Annotated in this window: 5 protein-coding genes and 1 pseudogene; 1 reads left to right on the forward strand and 5 read right to left on the reverse strand. The window is 76.5% G+C overall.

Going from position 1 to position 17,853, the window contains the following annotated elements; all coding sequences use genetic code 11:
* The first annotated feature begins 98 nt into the window (after positions 1-98).
* A complete protein-coding gene (locus AC07FJ_RS06995; protein ID WP_479046113.1) occupies positions 99-713 on the forward strand; it encodes a TetR/AcrR family transcriptional regulator in 615 nt (204 codons plus the stop codon).
* 3 nt (positions 714-716) lie between these two features.
* Here AC07FJ_RS06995 and AC07FJ_RS07000 read toward each other — a convergent pair whose 3' ends face one another.
* The 5 genes and pseudogenes from AC07FJ_RS07000 to AC07FJ_RS07020 all read right to left on the reverse strand — a co-directional run bounded on the left by AC07FJ_RS07000 (position 717) and on the right by AC07FJ_RS07020 (position 17,807).
* Entirely contained in the window at positions 717-1,523 is an 807-nt protein-coding gene (locus AC07FJ_RS07000; RefSeq protein WP_479046116.1) for a 4'-phosphopantetheinyl transferase family protein, read from the reverse strand.
* Positions 1,483-2,655: an alpha-hydroxy-acid oxidizing protein gene (locus AC07FJ_RS07005; RefSeq protein WP_479046118.1), complete on the reverse strand. Its 1,173-nt coding sequence runs from the start codon at positions 2,653-2,655 to the stop codon at positions 1,483-1,485. The genes AC07FJ_RS07000 and AC07FJ_RS07005 overlap by 41 nt, the downstream gene beginning before the upstream one ends.
* Positions 2,656-2,666: 11 nt before the next feature.
* Positions 2,667-3,395, reverse strand: a complete 729-nt coding sequence (locus tag AC07FJ_RS07010) for a thioesterase II family protein (protein WP_479046121.1) — start codon at positions 3,393-3,395, stop codon at positions 2,667-2,669.
* 14 nt (positions 3,396-3,409) lie between these two features.
* A pseudogene (locus AC07FJ_RS07015) lies at positions 3,410-9,655 on the reverse strand (type I polyketide synthase); the annotation flags it as partial.
* Between the two features lie 85 nt (positions 9,656-9,740).
* Positions 9,741-17,807, reverse strand: a complete 8,067-nt coding sequence (locus AC07FJ_RS07020; protein WP_479046123.1) for a type I polyketide synthase — start codon at positions 17,805-17,807, stop codon at positions 9,741-9,743.
* Positions 17,808-17,853: the final 46 nt, after the last annotated feature.

The raw sequence follows: 17,853 nt of genomic DNA on the forward strand, positions 1-17,853 counted from the left end.
TGGCACATGTTCGCGCCCGTCAAGACCCCGAACCGAATCCGCGGGATAAGGTCACGACGGACAGCACGACGAGGTCGGCCGACTGGAGGAATGGGCGCGTGGCGGCAACGGCGCGGCGGCGGGACGGGCGCATCGCGCAGGAGCGGATGCTCGAAGAGGCCATGACGGTCATCGCCGAGGACGGCCTGGCCTCGCTCACCATGGCGTCCCTCGCCGAACGCCTCGGCACCAGCGGCGGCCACATCCTGTACTACTTCGGCAGCAAGGACCGGCTGCTGCTGGAGGCCCTGCGCTGGAGCGAGACCGCGCTCGGCGAGGAGCGGCGGGCCCTGCTCACGCGCCGCACCACGGCCGAGCGCAAACTGGACCTGTTCCTCGGGATGTACCTGCCCCGCGGACCCCGCGACCCGCGCTGGACGCTGTGGATCGAGCTCTGGGCCCGTACGACGGGGGAGGGCCCGCTGCGGGACGCGCAGGAGGAGATGGACCGCGGCTGGCAGACCGACCTGGAGGCGCTCCTCGCCAAGGGCGTCGCCCAGGGGCGTTTCGGGATCACGCGCGACCAGGTCGCCGAGCGGGCCGACCTGCTGCTCGCGCTCCTCGACGGGCTCAGCACCCGTGTCGTCCTCAGCCAGCGCGGCACCGACCGCGCGGCGGCCCTGACGGCGGCGCGGGCCGCCGCCGAGCGGCTGGTCGTACGGGGCGACCACTGACCGTCAGGTCCGGCTCCGTGCCCGGCTCGGTACCGTCCCGCTCCGTACCGCCACCGCCGCCGTGAAGTCCTCGGGGACCACCACGTCGTGGACCCTCCACCCCGGTGGGCCGTCCGCCGGGTCCGGGCCCGTGCCCACGTAGTCGAGCGACGGGGAGCGGGCCAGGCCCGTGCCGATGCCCTTCAGGTACGCCTCCTTGCGCACCCACGCCCGCGCGAACGCCGCCGGCCGCTCCCCTTCCGGCAGCGCGGCCAACTCCCGCACCTCCGCCGGGTGCAGAGCGGACCGGGCGTCGGCCACCGCCTCGTACCCCGGCCCCTTCTGCACGTCCACGCCCACCGGCACGGCGGCGAACGCGAGCAGCACCAGGTCGTCGCTGTGCGAGAGGGAGAAGTGCACGCCCCTGTCGTCCTCCGCCGCCGGCCGCCCGTGCGGGCCGCCGCAGCGCGGGCAGGGGTCCCGCACCAGCCGTACCCGGTGCGGCGCCACCCCCAGACACGCCCCGAGGAGCAGCCGCAGCGCCACATGGGCGACGGCGTAGCTGCGGTGGTCCGCGCGCCGCCGGAAGGCGGCCGCCCGCCGCAGTTCCGCCGCGTCCAGGACCGCGGGGGCGAGCCGTACGCCCCGCTCGCCCTGCCGCCCCGCGTCCACCATCCACAGGGCGGGTCCGTCGGTGGACGTGGGCCGGGCCACGCTCTGGGGGTGCTCGCCCAGCACGAACTCCGCCGGAACGTACCGCCTGCGCCGCCGGCCGCCCACGCCCGGCCGCTCACGCCCGGTCGCGGTCGAGCAGACCGGACGTGACGTCACGGACCGACGCGCACCCGGTGAGGGCCAGCGCCAGGTCCAGCTCGGCGAGCAGGCACCGCAGGACGTGCGCGACACCCCGCCGGCCGTCCAGCGCCAGCCCGTACAGGTACGGCCTGCCGTACAGCACCGCGTCGGCGCCGAGCGCGAGCGCCTTGACGACGTCGGCGGCGGTGCGCACGCCCGAGTCCAGCAGCACGGGGACCGACGGGCCGACGGCGGCACGCACCGCCGGGAGGGCGTCCAGGGACGCCACGGAGCCGTCGAGTTGGCGCCCGCCGTGGTTCGACACGACCAGCCCGTCCGCACCGTACTCCAGCGCCCGGCGGGCGTCGTCCGGGTGCAGGACGCCCTTGAGCAGGAGGGGCAGCCGGGTCTGCTCGCGCAGCCACGGCAGGTCGTCCCAGCACAGGGCGGGGTGGGCGAAGACCCGCGCCCAGTGCGCGGTGACCGCCTCGTCCTCCGGGTCCGGGCCGAGCCCCTCCCGGAACGCCGGGTCGCTGGTGAAGTTGGCGATGCCCACGCCGTGCAGAAACGGCAGGTACCCCCCGTCGAGGTCCGCCGGACGGTATCCGAACGAGGGCGCGTCGACCGTCACGACCAGCGCCGTGTACCCGCTCTCCTCGGCCCGCCGCACGAACGACCGCGCCACCGCCCGGTCCGACGGCCAGTACAGCTGGAACCAGCGCGGCAGGTCCCCGGCCGCCTCCGCCACCTCCTCCAGCGGGTGCGAGGAGAGCGTCGACAGCACGAACGGCACCCCGGCCTCGCGCGCGCCCCGCACGGCGGCCCGCTCGCCCTCCGGGTGCACCACGGTCTGCGCGGCCACCGGCGCCAGCAGCACCGGCGCCGGCAGCCGCCGCCCGAACAGCTCCACGCCCAGGTCGCGCGCGGCGGCGCAGCCGCGCAGCATCCGCGGCACCAGCCGCCACCGGTCGAACGCCTCACGGTTCGCCCGGGCGGTCGCGCCGACACCCGCGTTGCCCGCCACGTACCCGTACGCGGTCGGCGCCAGCACCTCGCGCGCCGCCGCCTCCAGGGCCGTCAGGTCCGTGGACAGCGCGGGCCGTTCGCCGTCGCGGCCCGCGAGGTAGATGTCGCGCACCAGGTCGGCGGCGGCGACGGCGGTCTCCATAGCGGGTCCCCTCACGGCAGGTCGTCGCGGATGTAGCGGGTGAGCAGGGGAGCGGCGCCCGCGTGCCGGTCCGTCAGCCAGAAGTGGCCGCCGGGCAGCACGTCCAGCGTGAAGTCGCCGGTGGTGTGCCGCCGCCAGCCCCGCACCTGCTCGACGGTGTTCTTGGGGTCCGACACGCCGAGCAGCACGGTCGCGGAGGCCGCGACGGCCGCGTCCGGCGGACAGCGGTAGCGGCGCAGCGAACGGTGGTCGGCGCGCAGCAGCCGCAGCGCCTCCCGCACGGACTCCTCGTCCTGCAGGAGCGCCTCGGGCACCCCGCCCAAGCGCCGCAGCTCCGCCACCAGCTCGTCGTCGCCGCACGCGTCCAGGTCGAGCTCCTCCCAGTCCTGCGACGGCGGCCGGGCGGCGGACGCGAACAGCCGGACCACGGTGCCCCGCTGTTCGAGCAGCCGGGCGGTCTCGAACGCCACCAGCGCGCCCATGCTGTGCCCGAGGAGGAACAGCGGCCGCTGCGCGTACGGCACCAGCGCCCGCGCCGACTCCTCGGCGAGGGCGCCGATCTCCTCGGCGTACGGTTCCGCGCGCCGCTCCTGGCGTCCGGGGTACTGGACCGCGAGGAGCTCGATGTCGTCCGGCAGCGCCGCCGACAGCGGGCGGAAGGCGCTCGCGCAGCCGCCCGCGTGCGGGAAGCACACCAGCCGGGCGGCGCACGCTTCCTTCCCGTCGTACGTACGGATCATGACGTCTGCTCCCGCAGGTGGGCCACCAGATCGGCAGGGGTCGGCCAGTCGTACAGGAACGTGGCGGGCAGGCGTACGCCGGTGGCCTTGGCGAGCCGGTTGCGCAGCTCGACGGCGGTCAGCGAGTCGAGGCCGATCTGGTCGAAGACGCTGTCCGGTTCGACGGCCGTGCCGGCGGCGTGACCGAGGACGGCGGCGGTCTCGCGGCAGACGGTGCCCAGCAGGTCGTCGGGGGCCGCGGGGGCTGCGGGGGCTGCGGGGGCCTCCGGGGCCGGGGAGGCTTCCGTACCGGCGGCAGCCGGCCCGGACGCGGACACCAGGTCCCTCAGCGGCGGCGGTACGGGGCCCCCGGCGCCCAGTCCGTCGAGGTGCCACCGCGCCGCCACGGCGACCGGCTCGTCGCGGCGGACGGCCGCGTCGAGGAGCCGCAGGCCCTGCTCGACGCCGAGCGGCACGACGCCCGACCGCGCGATGCGGGCGGTGTCGGCGGCGGTCAGCCCGGCGCCCATGCCCGCGCCCTCCCACAGGCCCCACACCACCGAGACGCCCGGCCGCCCCACCGTGCGCCGGTGCTCCACCAGCCCGTCGAGGAAGGCGTTGCCCGCCGCGTACCCGGCCTGTCCGGCGGAGCCGAGCGTCCCGGCGACCGACGAGAAGGCCACGAAGGCGGAGAGGTCCAGGTCGCCGGTGAGCTCGTGCAGGTGGAGGGCCGCGTCCACCTTGGGCCGCAGGCTCCGGTCCAGTTGCTCGGGCGTGAGCGCGGTGAGCACGCCGTTGTCGAGGACGCCCGCCGCGTGGACGACGCCGCCGACGCGTACGCCGTCGGCGGCGAGCCCGGCCAGGGCGGTGGCCAGTGCGTCCCGGTCCGCCGCGTCGCATGCCACCGCGCGGACGTCGGCGCCCAGACGGCTCAGCTCGGCGCCGGCGTCCTCCTGCACGCGGCGGCCCATCAGGACCAGCCGCCGCACGCCGTGTTCGGTGACCAGGTGCCGGGCCACGAGCCGGCCCAGCCAGCCGAAGCCGCCCGTGATCAGCACGGCGCGGTCGCGGTCCCACGGCTCCCCGTCGTCCGGCAGGTCGAGGACCACCTTCCCGACGTGCCGTGCCTCGGCCAGGTACCGGAAGGCCTCCGGGGCTCGGCCGACGGGCCACGACGACACCGGCGGCGGCTTCAGGGCACCTCCGGCGAAGAGCTCCACGAGGGCGGTGAGCATCTCCCGGATGCGGTCCGGACCCGGTTCGCGCACGTCGTAGGCGCGGTACACCACGCCCGGGTGGCTTGCGGCCACCTCGCCGGCGTCGCGCCGGTCGGTCTTGCCCATCTCCAGGAACCGGCCGCCGTGCGACAGCAGACGCAGCGACGCGTCCGTGTACTCCCCGGCCAGGCAGTTGAGCACCACGTCCACGCCCCGGCCCTCGGTGGCGTCGCGGAACCGCCGCTCGAAGTCGAGCGTGCGCGAGGACGCGATCCGCTCGTCCGGCAGGCCGGCCGCGCGCAGCGCGTCCCACTTCGCCGGGCTCGCCGTGGCGTACCTCTCGGCGCCCAGGTGACGGGCGAGTTGCAGCGCGGCGGTGCCGACGCCGCCGGTGCCCGCGTGGACCAGGACCGCCTCTCCCGGGCGCAGACCCGCCAGGTCCACCAGTCCGTAGTACGCCGTGAGGTAGGCCACCGGTACCGCCGCCGCCTGCCGGAACGACCAGCCGTCGGGGATCGGGCACACCAGCCGGTGGTCGGTCACCGTGACCGGGCCCACGCCCGAGAACAGGCCCATCACCCGGTCGCCGGGGCGCAGCCCCGTCACGCCCGGGCCGACCTCGGTCACCACGCCCGCGCCCTCGCCGCCCTGGCCCGGGCCGCCCGCGTCCGGGTCGACGGAGGGCGGGATCATGCCCAGGGCGAGCAGCACGTCACGGAAGTTGAGCCCGGCGGCCCGCAGCCGTACCCGGACCTGGCCGTCGGCGAGCGGGGCGCCTGCCTCCGGCCAGGGCACGAGGGCCAGGTCGTCGAAGGACTCCCTGGCGACGTAGTCCAGCCGCCAGTCCGGTGCGTCGGCGGGCGGACGCAGCCGGGCAGCCGCGCCGTCGGGGGAGAGGGTGGGGCGGTGGGCGGTGCCGCCGCGCAGGGCGAGCTGCGGCTCACCGCAGGCCACCGCCGCCGCGAGTGCCCGGCGGGAGGTGGACGTCCCGTCCGTGTCGATCAGCGTGAACCGGTCCGGGTGCTCGCTCTGCGCCGCGCGCACCAGGCCCCACACGGCCCGGTGCGCCACACCGTCGGCCGGCCGGTCGCCGCCCGCGGCGCCCCCCACGGCGAACGCGCCGCGCGTGAGCACCACGAGCCGCGCGCCCGCCAGCCGTTCGTCGCCCACGAACCGCTGGGCGACGCCGAGGACGCGGTGCAGCAGCTCCCGTACGGAGCCGGCGCCGGGAGCCGTACCGGCGCAGGGGAGCAGGATCACGTCCGGGACCGGCCCACCGGAGGCGAGCGCGCCGGTCAGGGAGTCCCAGTCGGGGTGGACGTACAGCGCCTCCGTACCGAACTCCTCCGTTCCGGACCCCTCGGCGCTGTCGCCCAGCAGGGCCCAGGTCTCCTCCCGCACGGCCGGTGCCTCCGGCAGCGCGGGAAGGGGGGTCCAGGACGGCACGAACAGCCCGTCCCGGACCTCCTCGGCCCGGCTGCCCGGAAGGGGCCGCAGCGCCAGCGAGGCGACCGACACCACCGGACGCCCCTCGCCGTCGGACACGTCGACCGCCACCGCGCGCGTGCCCGCCGGGACCAGCCGCACCCGCAGCCGGGCCTCGGCGCCGCCGTGGAACCGCACCCCGGACCACACGTACGGGACGAGACCGTGGCCCGCGTCGTACGGGAGGGGGTGCAGGGCCGCGTCCAGCAGCGCCGGGTGCACCCCGTACGACTCCCAGCCGGACGGCCGCTCGTCCCCGAGCGCCACCTCGGCGAACAGCTCCTGGCCGCGCCGCCACAGTGCCCGTACGGAACGGAACTCGGGCCCGTACTCCAGGCCCCGGGCGGCGAGGTCCTCGTAGAACCGGTCGATCGGTACGGGCGCGGCGCCGGGCGGCGGCCACTCCGCCAGGGCGACCGGTGCCGGTGCGCCGGGGACGGAGCGGCCGACCGTACCGTGGGCGTTGCCCACCCACGCACCGGCCGTCCGGGAGTGGACGGTGACCGCGCGGCGGCCCGAGACGTCGGCCGCCGCCACGAACACCCGCAGCTCGGCCTCGCCCTCCTCCGGTACGACCAGGGGTGCCTGCAGGACCAGCTCCTCCACCAGGTCGCAGCCCGCCTCGTGGCCCGCCCGCGCCACCAGGTCCAGCAGCGCCGTACCGGGCAGCAGCACCTCGCCCGCCACTCGGTGGCCGGTCACCCACGGGTGCGTCCCGGCCGACAGCCGCCCGGTCAGCAGCAGCCCTTCCGGCTCCGGGACTTCGGTGGCGTCCGTCAGCAGCGGATGGTCCAGGGCTCCGGGGAGCGCGGCGGAAGGACGCGGCGTGTCCGCCGGCCGGGGGCCACCGCCGTCCATCCAGTACGTCTCCCGCTGGAAGGGGTACGTCGGCAGCTCGACGCGCCGGGCCCCGCGCCCGGCGAACACCGCGGCCCAGTCGACCTCGGCGCCGCACGCGTACAGCCGGGAGACGGCGGTCAGCACGGACACGGCTTCCGGCCCGCCGGGCGGCGCGGCGGCGACCAGCTCCCGCCGGGCCTCACCGGCATCGCCGAGGCAGTCGGCGGCCATGGCCGTCAGGACCGCCGCCGGACCGATCTCCAGGAACCGCGTGCAGCCGAGCTCCGCGAGGGTGCGCACCCCGTCCCGGAAGCGCACGGCGTGGCGGGCGTGGCGCACCCAGTACTCCGGGTCAGCGAGCTCGTCCTGCTCCACGGGCCGCCCGGTGTGGTCCGACACGACGGTGAAGCGCGGGGGCCGGCAGGTCACGCCCGAGGCGACCGTACGGAGCCGGTCCAGCGCCGGCTCCATGAGCGGCGAGTGGAACGCGTGGCTGACGCGCAGCCACACCGCCTTGCCCCCGCCCGCCTCGAAGCGTTCGACGACGGCGGCGAGCGCCTCCCGGTCGCCGGACAGGACGGTCGCGGCGGGACCGTTCACCGCCGCCACCGACAGCCGGCCCGCGTACTCCCCGGCGCCGGCCAGCAGCCCGGCGGCCTCCTCCTCCGAGGCGCGCAGCGCCACCATGGCCCCGCCGGGCGGGAGCTCCTGCATGATCCGCCCCCGGGTCGCCACCAGCGCGGCGGCGTCCTCCAAGGACAGCACCCCGGCCACGTGGACGGCGGCCAGCGCGCCGACGGAGTGGCCCAGCACCGCGTCCGGCCGTACGCCCCAGGACTCCAGGAGGCGGAACAGCGCCACCTCGTACGCGAACAGCGCGGGCTGCGTGTACTCCGTACGGTCCAGCAGCCCCGCCTCGGCGGAACCCTCCGGAGCGAACACCACCTCCCGCAGCGGGCGGTCCAGGTGCCCGTCCAGCGCCCCGCTGACGGCGTCGAAGGCGGCCGCGTACGCCGGGAACGCCGCGTACAGGTCCTGGCCCATCCGCGCGTGCTGGGCGCCCTGCCCGGTGAAGAGGAACGCGGTCCTGCCGTCACCCGCCCTGCCCCGGACCAGACCGGGCCGCTCGTCGGCACCGCCGGACAGGGCGTTGAGCCCGTCGAGGAGACCGTCCCGGCCCTCCGCCACCAGCACCGCGCGGTGCGGCAGCCGGGCGCGGGTCGTGGCCAGGGAGAACCCGACGTCGGTGAGGTCCGCTCCCGGGTCGGCGGACAGGTGCCGGTAGAGGCGGGCCGCCTGTTCGCGCAGGGCGGGCTCGCCGCTCGCGGACAGCAGGCACGGCACGGCGGGCAGCGGCGCGCGCTCCCGCTGCACATCCGGTACGGGCTCCGGGGCCTGCTCCAGGATGACGTGCGCGTTCGTGCCGCTGATGCCGAACGACGACACCGCCGCCCGCCGCGGCCGCCCCCGCTCCGGCCACGGGGCCGCCTCGCTCAGCAGCGCCACCGCGCCGCTCGACCAGTCCACGTGCGGGGACGGCTCCTCGGCGTGCAGGGTCCGGGGCAGGACACCGTGGCGCATCGCCATCACCGTCTTGATGATGCCGCCGACCCCGGCCGCCGCCTGCGCGTGGCCGATGTTCGACTTCAACGAGCCCAGCAGCAGCGGCCGGTCGGCCGGACGGGTGCTGCCGTACGTCGCCAGGAGCGCCTGCGCCTCGATCGGGTCGCCCAGCGGCGTGCCCGTGCCGTGCGCCTCGACGGCGTCGACCTCGTCCGGCGCGACGCCCGCCGCGGCGAGCGCCTCCCGGATCAGCTCCTCCTGGGCGGGACCGCTGGGCGAGGTCAGGCCGTTGCTCGCGCCGTCCTGGTTGACCGCCGAGCCCCGCACCACGGCGAGGACGGGATGGCCCAGGCGGCGGGCGTCCGACAGCCGCTCCACCACCAGCAGGCCGGCGCCCTCGGACCAGCCGGTGCCGTCCGCCTCCGCCGAGAAGGACTTGCACCGGCCGTCGGGCGCCAGCCCGCGCTGCCTGCTGAACTCCACGAACGGCATCGGCGTCGCCATCACCGTCGCCCCGCCCGCGAGCGCCAGCGCGCACTCCCGCCGCCGCAGCGACGCGCACGCCAGGTGCAGCGCCACCAGCGACGACGAACACGCCGTGTTGACGGTGACGGCCGGGCCCTGGAGGCCCAGGGTGTACGCGATCCGGCCGGACGCCACACTGCCGGTGCTGCCCGTCAGCAGGTACCCCTCGAACTCCTCCGGCGCGGGGGACAGGCGCGCGCCGTAGTCGTCGTACATGGTGCCCACGAACACGCCGGTACGGCTGCCGCGCAGCGACGCCGGGTCCACGCCCGCGTGCTCGAACGCCTCCCACGCCGTCTCCAGCAGCAGCCGCTGCTGCGGGTCGACCGCCTGCGCCTCGCGCGGCGAGATGCCGAAGAAGCCCGCGTCGAACAGGGCGGCGTCGTACAGGAACCCGCCCTCCTTGGCGTACGACGTACCCGGCTTGTCGGGGTCCGGGTCGTACAGGGCGGCCAGGTCCCAGCCCCGGTCCGTGGGGAACGGGCCGACGGCGTCCACCTCGTCGAGGACGAGCTGCCACAGGTCCTGCGGGGACCGCACCCCGCCCGGGAAGCGGCAGGCCATCCCGACGATCGCGACGGGCTCGTCGCCGCCTCCCGCGAGGCGCGCGTTCTCGCCCCGGAGCCGCTCGTTCTCCTTCAGGGCGGCCCGCAGGGCCTCGACGATCTGTTCGGGGGATGTGGGTGCCATCGCTTCTCTCCGTAGCTCCGGGGCTCCGTGGGCCGGGCTCCGTGGGTCAGTTCTCGCCGTCGCTGCCGTCGCCGCCGTCGTCGCCCAGTGCCGCGCGCACCAGATGCTCGACGTCCATCGAATCGAAGTCGGCCGGGTCGGAACCGGGGTCGGAACCCGAGTCGGAACCCGGATCGGAAACCGACCCGGCGGAAGGGGCGAGTTCGGTACGCAGCCGGTCCGCCAGCGCGCCCGGGGTGGGGTGGTCGAAGACCAGCGTGGGCGGCAGCTTCACGCCGGTCGCCGCCGTCAGCCGGTTGCGCAGCTCCACCGCGGTGAGCGAGTCGAACCCGAGGTCCTGGAACCGGCGGTCCGCCGTCACCCTGTCCGGCGTGCCGTGCCCCAGCGCGGCCGCGGCCTCCGCCCGGACGGCCTCCAGCAGGATGTGGCGGTGCTCCCCTTCCGGAGCCTGCGCCAGCCGCTGCCGCAGCGCCGCCGTCCGCTCCTCGGCGGCTCCCGGCGCCGCCACCGGGGTGGCACCACCTGACGCGGGGACGAGCCCGCGCAGCAGGGGCGGCGCCGTGGCGGCGTCCAGGGAGCGCGCGTCCAGGCGGGCGGCCGCCAGTACGGGTACGCCGGCGGCGCAGCCCGCGTCGAAGAGGGCCAGGGCCTCCGCGTCGGACAGCGGCGCGAGGCCCGCGCGCGCCAGGCGGTTGAGGTTGGTCTCGCCCGCCTGCCCGGCCATGCCGCCCTCGGCGGCCCAGGGCCCCCACGCGAGTGACACGGCGGGCAGCCCCTCGGCGTGGCGCAGGCGCGCCAGGCCGTCCAGGAAGGCGTTGGCGGCCGCGTAGTTGCCCTGGCCGCCGTTGCCCAGCAGGCCGATGACGGACGAGAAGAGCATGAACGCCGACAGACCGAGCCCGCGGGTCAGCTCGTGGAGGTGGACGGCCGCGTCCGCCTTGGGCCGCAGCACCCGGTCCACGCGCTCGGGGGTGAGCGCGTCCACGAGGGCGTCGTCCAGCACGCCCGCCGCGTGCACCACGCCCGTCAGCGGGTGTCCGGGGTCCACGGCGGCGAGCAGGGCGGCCAGGGCCTCGCGGTCGGCCACGTCGCAGGCGGCGACGGTCACCTGGGCGCCCGCCGCGCGCAGCTCGGCGGTGAACTCGGCGGCGCCGGGGGTGTGCTCGCCGCGCCGCCCGGTCAGCAGCAGCCGTCGTACGCCGTGCCGGTCCACCAGGTGCCGGGCGACCAGACGGCCCAGCGCGCCCAGACCGCCGGTGATCAGCACGTGGCCGTCCTCGCCGAACGGCGGCGGCGCCGACGGTCCCTGGGGCTGCGGCCTGCACCGGTGCAACGCCGGCACCGACACCCTGCCCGCGCGGACCGCGAGCTGCGGTTCGTCCGTTGCCGCCGCGCGGACCACCGTGCGGGCGGAGTCCGGGTGCCCGTCGGTGTCCAGCAGGGCGAAACGGCCCGGGTGTTCGAACTGGGCGGCCCGGACGAGCCCCCACACCGGCGCCTGGGCCGGGTCGGGCGCCTCGTCGTCGGCCACCGCGACGGCGCCGGTGGTGGCGAGGACCAGCCGGGAGTCGGCGAGGCGCGGCTCCGCCAGCCAGTGCTGGACGAGCGCCAGGGCCGTGTGGCTCACCTGGGCCGCGGCCGCGGCCGGAGAGGCCGATCCGCGGGTGTCCGGCGCCGTGGCGATGACGACGGAGGGCACCCCTGCACCCGGCTCGGAGCTGTCCAGGGCACGCCGCAGCGCCTCCAGGTCCTCGTACGCGTGCACCGTCGCACCCGACGCCCGTACGGCGTCCGCCAGGCCCGTACGGTCGCCGACGACCGCCCACACGCCGGACGGATCGGTTTCCGGCTGGGTGTCCGGCTCGGTCCACTCCACGGTGAACAGTCCGTCGGGAGCGGTCGCGGCCCTCTCCCGCAGCACCAGTCCTTCGGCGCTGAGCAGGGGCGTCCCGTCCCCGTCCGCGATCAGGAGCGCGTAGGTGCCCGGTCCGGCCGTGCCCGCTTCCGCCCCGCGCGGGACGAACCGTACGCGCAGGGGGCCGCTCGCCCGGACCGGAACCGTGTGCGCGGTCAGGCCCGTCCACGCGAACGGCACCAGGAAGCGTTCCTCCTCGCCCAGCAGCGCGTGCAACGCGGCGTCCAGGGCGGCGGGATGCAACAGGAAACCGTTTCCCTCGGCGTCCGTCCCGGCGACCTCCGCGTACAGGGCGGTCCCCTGGCGCCATACCGCGCGCAGGTTGCGGAAGGCGGGCCCGTACGCGTAACCCCGCTCCGCCAGGCGCGGGTAGAGGCCGTCGAGGGGGACGGGTGACGAGCCCTGCGGAGGCCACTCGGCGAGTCCCGTGGCGTCGGCCGTCCCCGTACCCAGCGTGCCCGTGGCGTGCCGGGTCCACCCGGCGCCCGGTACGCCCGCGGGCCGGGCGTACAGCGCCACGGTACGGGCCCGGTCCCGGGCCGCGGCGCCCACCAGGAGCTGGATCTCCACGGCCTCCGTCGCGGAGAGCGCCAACGGCGCTTCCAGCGTCAGGTCGGACACGTGGTCCCCGCCCGTCCGGCGTGCCGCGTACAGCGCCAGCTCGGCGACGGCCACGCCGGGCAGCAGCGGCTCGTCCCCGATCGTGTGGTCCAGGAGCCAGGGGGCGGCCGCCGGGTCCAGCCGTCCGGTGAACACCCACCCGCCGCCTTCGGCCAGTTCCGCGCCGCCGTCCAGGAACGGGTGACCCGCCGCGCCGGAGCCCGGTGCGGGGCGCGCGGACGGAACCGGCAGCCAGAAGCGCTCCCGCTGGTACGGGTACGTGGGCAGCGGAACGCTCCGCCCGCCCGGGAAGAACCCGCTCCAGTCGACGTCCACGCCGTTGACGTACGCCCGCGCCAGCCCCTCCACGAACGTCCGTGCCTCGGGCCGTCCGTGACGCAGCAGCGGCACGGCGACCACGTCCGCGTCGTGCTCCCTGGTCAGGTTCGTACCGACGAGGGCGGAGAGGATCCCGTCCGGGCCAAGCTCGAGGAATGTGGTGACCCCGTCGTCCTCCAGGGACCGCACCCCGTCGGCGAAGCGGACGGCCTCCCGCAGCTGCCGCACCCAGTAGTCGGGGTCCGTCAGCTGTTCGGCGGTGGCGGGCCGTCCGGTGACGTTGGAGACGACGGGAAGGGAGGGCGGCGCGAAGGACACGCTCGTCGCCACCTCGCGGAACGCGTCGAGGACCTCGTCCATGTGCGGCGAGTGGAAGGCGTGGCTGACGCGGAGGCGCGTGGTGTGCCGCCCGGCGTCCCGCCAGTGGGACTCGACCTCCGCCACGGCCCGTTCGTCACCGGAGACCACCACCGAACGGGGCCCGTTGACGGCGGCGACGACCACCTGCCCGCCGTGTGCCGCGAGCGTCGGACGGACCTCGTCCTCGGTGGCCTGAAGGGCCGCCATGGCGCCGCCCGCCCGCGCGGACTGCATCAGCCGTCCGCGCGCGGCGACGAGCGCACAGGCGTCGTCCAGGGTCAGGACGCCCGCGACGTGCGCCGCCGCGAGCTCGCCGACCGAGTGCCCCAGCAGGTGGTCCGGCACCACCCCGAACCCCTCCACCAGCCGGTACAGCGCCACCTCCAGGGCGAACAGCGCGGGCTGGGTGTAGCGGGTCTCGTCCAGCAGGTGTCCGAGATGGCCCTCGTCGTCCAGGACCAGGTCCTTGAGCGGGACGTCCAGGTGCGGGTCCATCGTGGCGCAGAGGTCGTCGAAGGCCTCGGCGAACGCCGGGTACGTGTCGTACAGCTCCCGGCCCATGCCGGGCCGCTGGCTGCCCTGCCCGGTGAAGAGGAAGGCGGCCTTGCCGCCCGCGCCCGCCCGGCCCGTCACGACGTTCGCCGCGTGTCCCGAGGTGGACGCCTCGCCGCGCGCGAGCGCGTCCAGCCCGGCGAGCAGCCCGTCGTACGCCTCGGCACCGGTCACGCCCTCGCCGAGGACGACGGCGCGATCGGTGAGCGCCGGGCGGGTGGTCGCCAGCGAGAAGCCGACGTCCGCCACGGACCACGGCTCCAGGGTCTCCGCCGCCGGCCGCCGCAGCTGCCCGGCCCGCGCGCGCAGCGCCTCCCCGCCCCGCGCCGAGAGCACCCACGGGACCGGACCCGCCAGGGTCTCGGGGACGCGCGGCGGTTCGGCGCGGTCGTCGGCGGGCGCCTGCTCCAGGACGACATGGGCGTTGGTCCCGCTGATGCCGAACGACGAGACGCCCGCCCGGCGCGGACGGTCGCGCTCCGGCCACGGACGCGCCTCCGTCAGGAGCGCCACCGCCCCCGCGCTCCAGTCGATGCGCGTGGACGGCCGGTCGACGTGCAGGGTGCGCGGCAGCAGCCCGTGCCGCATGGCCAGCACCATCTTGATCACGCCGCCGACCCCGGCGGCCGCCTGCGTGTGCCCGATGTTGGACTTCAGCGACCCCAGGTACAGAGGCTGTTCGGCGGGGCGGTCATGCCCGTACGTGGCCAGCAGCGCCTGCGCCTCGACCGGGTCGCCCAGACGCGTGCCGGTGCCGTGCGCCTCGACGGCGTCGACGTCCGCGCCGGACAGGCCCGCCACGGCGAGGGCCCGCCGGATCACCCGCTCCTGGGAGGGGCCGTTGGGGGCGGTCAGGCCGTTGCTGGCGCCGTCCTGGTTGACCGCCGAACCCCGGACCAGGGCCAGGACCTCATGGCCGTTGCGGCGGGCGTCGGAGAGCCGCTCCAGGAGCAGCACGCCCACGCCCTCGCCCCACCCCGTACCGTCGGCCGCGTCCGCGAACGCCCTGCAGCGGCCGCTCGGCGACAGCCCGCCCTGCCGGCCGAACTCGACGAACATGCCGGGGCTCGCCATCACCGTCACCCCGCCCGCCAGCGCGAGGTCGCACTCGCCCGCGCGCAGCGCCTGCGCGGCTAGGTGCACGGCGACGAGAGACGAGGAGCACGCGGTGTCGACGGTGACGGCCGGGCCCTGGAGGCCGAAGGTGTAGGCCACGCGGCCCGAGATCACGCTGGTGGAGCTGCCGGTGAGCAGATGGCCGCCGCTGTGGTCGTCGGCCTCGTGCAGCCGGGGGCCGTAATCCTGCGCCATGGCGCCCATGTAGACGCCGGTGCCGCTGTCGCGCAGCGCCTCCGGGTCGATGCCGGCCCGCTCGACGGCCTCCCACACGGTCTCCAGCAGCAGCCGCTGCTGCGGGTCCATGCCGGTGGCCTCGCGGGGGCTGATGCCGAAGAACTCCGCGTCGAACAGGTCGGCGTCGTGGAGGAAACCGCCCTCCCACGGGGAGTCGCCGGCCCAGCCGCGGTTGGCGGGGGAGGGGGACACGGCGTCCCGCTCGTCCAGCAGCAGCCGCCACAGCTCCTCGGGGGACGACACACCGCCGGGGAAGCGGCACGCCATCGACACGATCGCCACCGGGTCGCCGGCCGAGGGGGCGGGCGTCGCCGCCGACCGCGCCGGTACGGGCTCGGCTGCGACACCGACGGCGGCCTCGGACCCTCCCGCGGCTCCGTCGGCTCCGTCGGCTCCGGCCGCCTCGGACTGTCCGTCGGCCCCGGCGGCTTCGGAGACGAGGTGGGCGGCGAGCCGCTGCGGCGACGGATGGTCGTAGATCAGCGTCTCGGGCAGGGACAGCCCGGTGGCGGCCGCGAGCCTCTTCGAGAGCTCCACCCCCGTCACGGAGTCGAAGCCCAGCTCCTGGAAAGGCGCGGCCGGATCGACGGTGTCGGCCGGGTCGAGGCCCAGGACCGCGGCCACCTCGGAGGCCACCAGCCGGAGGGCGAGGCGCGACGCCTCCTCGGGGGAGTGACCGCGCAGGCCCGGGAACGCCGTCTGCGGCCCGGCGGCCGATGTGGGACCGGCTTCCTCCGCGGCCGCCTCACCGATCCAGCAGCGGCGGCGCTGGAAGGCGTACGTCGGCAGGTCGACCCTCGCGGCGTCGCGCGGGAACACCGGCCCCCAGTCCACCGCCGCGCCGCCCGCGTACAGCCCGGCCAGGGCCCTCAGGAAGCCCTGAGGGCGGTCCTCCTCGCCACGGCGCAGCGACTCCAGCGTGACGGCGGCCGAGCCCGTGCCCTCCAGCGCCTCCCGTACGGCCGCGAGCAGCACCGGCTCCGGGCCGACGTCGATGAACACGTCGTGGTCCGCGAGCGCACGCACGGCACGGCGGAACTCCGCCGCCCCCGGGTCCCCGCCCGGGCCCGCGTGGCGGTGTTCGGCGACAGCGCGGACGGCGTCCTCCAGGGACAGCGCGCCGGTGACGTACCGGGCGGCGAGCTCTCCTTCGCCGTGGCCCACGGCGGCGGCCGGCCGCACCCCGAAGGACCGCCACAGATCGGCGAGACCCACCATGACGGCGAACAGCGCGGGCGCGCCGGGAACCCCGGCCGTGCCGCGCAGCACCTCCTCAAGCGGCCGGTCCAGATACGGCGCGCACGCGCGGGCGCACGCGCCGACGCTCTCGCGGAAGACGTCCGAGGCGTCGAGGAGTCCGGCGACCGGGCCGGGGTCCCACCCTCCGGCGACGTCCAGCCCGGGGAAGGCGAACACGACCCGCTCCAGCGGCCGGGCCACCCCGGCGAGGTACGACGACGGCGCGCCCTCCGCGAGGGCGGCGAGCTCGGCGGCGAACGCCTCCCGCGTGCCGGCCAGCACGACGGCCCGGTGCCGGAACGCGGTCCGCGACACCGCGAGGGAGTGCCCGATGTCGGTGAGGGCGTCCTCGGTACGGGACGCGTACACGCGCAGCCGGTCCGCCTGCGCGCGCAGGGCCGCCTCGCTCTGCCCGGACACCACCCACGGCAGCACGGCGCTCCGGAAGGCGGCCGGTCCCGGCTCCCGCACGCCTCGCGCACCGGGCGGCGGCGCGGACACGACGATGTGGCAGTTCGTGCCGCCGATGCCGAACGCCGAGACACCCGCGACCGGTTCCTCCGGGCGCGGCCAGGGGCTCAGCGTGTCGTTCACCCGCATCCGGAGGCCGGAGAGCGGGATGCGCGGGTTCGGCGTGGCGTAGTTCAGGCTCGGCGGCAGCCGGCCGTGGTCGATGGAGAGCACCACCTTGAGGAGCCCGGCCACACCCGCCGCCGCCCCCAGGTGCCCCAGGTTTGTCTTGGCCGAGCCGACCAGCAGGCTTCCGCCGTCCGCCGCCCCTGCGCGCGCGGCGCCGAACACCGCCCCCAGGGCGGCCGCCTCGACCGGATCGCCGACCGCCGTGCCCGTACCGTGCAACTCGACGTACTGCACGTCCGCCGGATCCGTCCCGGCCCGCTCGCACGCGCGCCGCAACAGGTCGCGCTGCGCCTCCTCCCGGGGGACGGTCAGCCCGTCACCGCCCCCGTCGTTGTTGACGGCGCTGCCGCGCAGGACGGCGAGTACCCGGTCGCCGTCGGCCAGCGCGCGGGAGAGCCGCTTGAGGACGACGACGGCGCCGCCCTCGCCCCGTACGAAACCGTTGGCACGCGCGTCGAACGTGAAGCACCGTCCGTCCGGCGACAGCCCGCCGAACCTCTCGACCAGGGCGGCGCTCTCGGGCGCGAGAGCGAGTTCCACACCACCCGCCAGCGCGACCTCGCACTCCCCGGCCCGCAGGCTCTGGCACGCCGTGTGCACCGCGACCAGCGAGGACGCCTGCGCGGCGTCCACCGTCAGGCTCGGGCCGCGCAGGCCGAGGACGTACGAGAGGCGGTTGGCGATCAGGCCGCGGCTCAGCCCGGTGAAGGAGTGGTGCGTGACGGCGGAGGAGCCCTCGTCGCCCGGCCGGTGCACGAGGTGGGCGTAGTCGCCCGTCATCGCGCCGATGAAGACGCCCGTGTCCCCGTCCCGCAGCGCGGCGGGGACGATGCCCGCGTGCTCCAGCGCCTCCCAGCCCAGCTCCAGCACCAGCCGCTGCTGCGGGTCCGTCATCGCGGCCTCCCGCGGGGCGATGCCGAAGAAGGCCGGGTCGAAGCGGTCGACGGCGTCGAGGAACCCGCCCCTGTCGCCGCACACGACCCCGTCCGGCCGGTCGGCGGGGGGCCCGTCGGCCACGGCGCTGCGCCCCTCCGAGAGCAACCGCCAGTAGGCGTCGGGGTCCTCGGCGCCGGGGAAGCGGCAGGACAGGCCGACGACGGCTACGGGTTCGTCCACGGGTCCGCCTACGGGTTCGCCACGCATGCGTTGCGGTTCCTTTCCG

Source organism: Streptomyces sp. NPDC045998 (assembly GCF_056430285.1).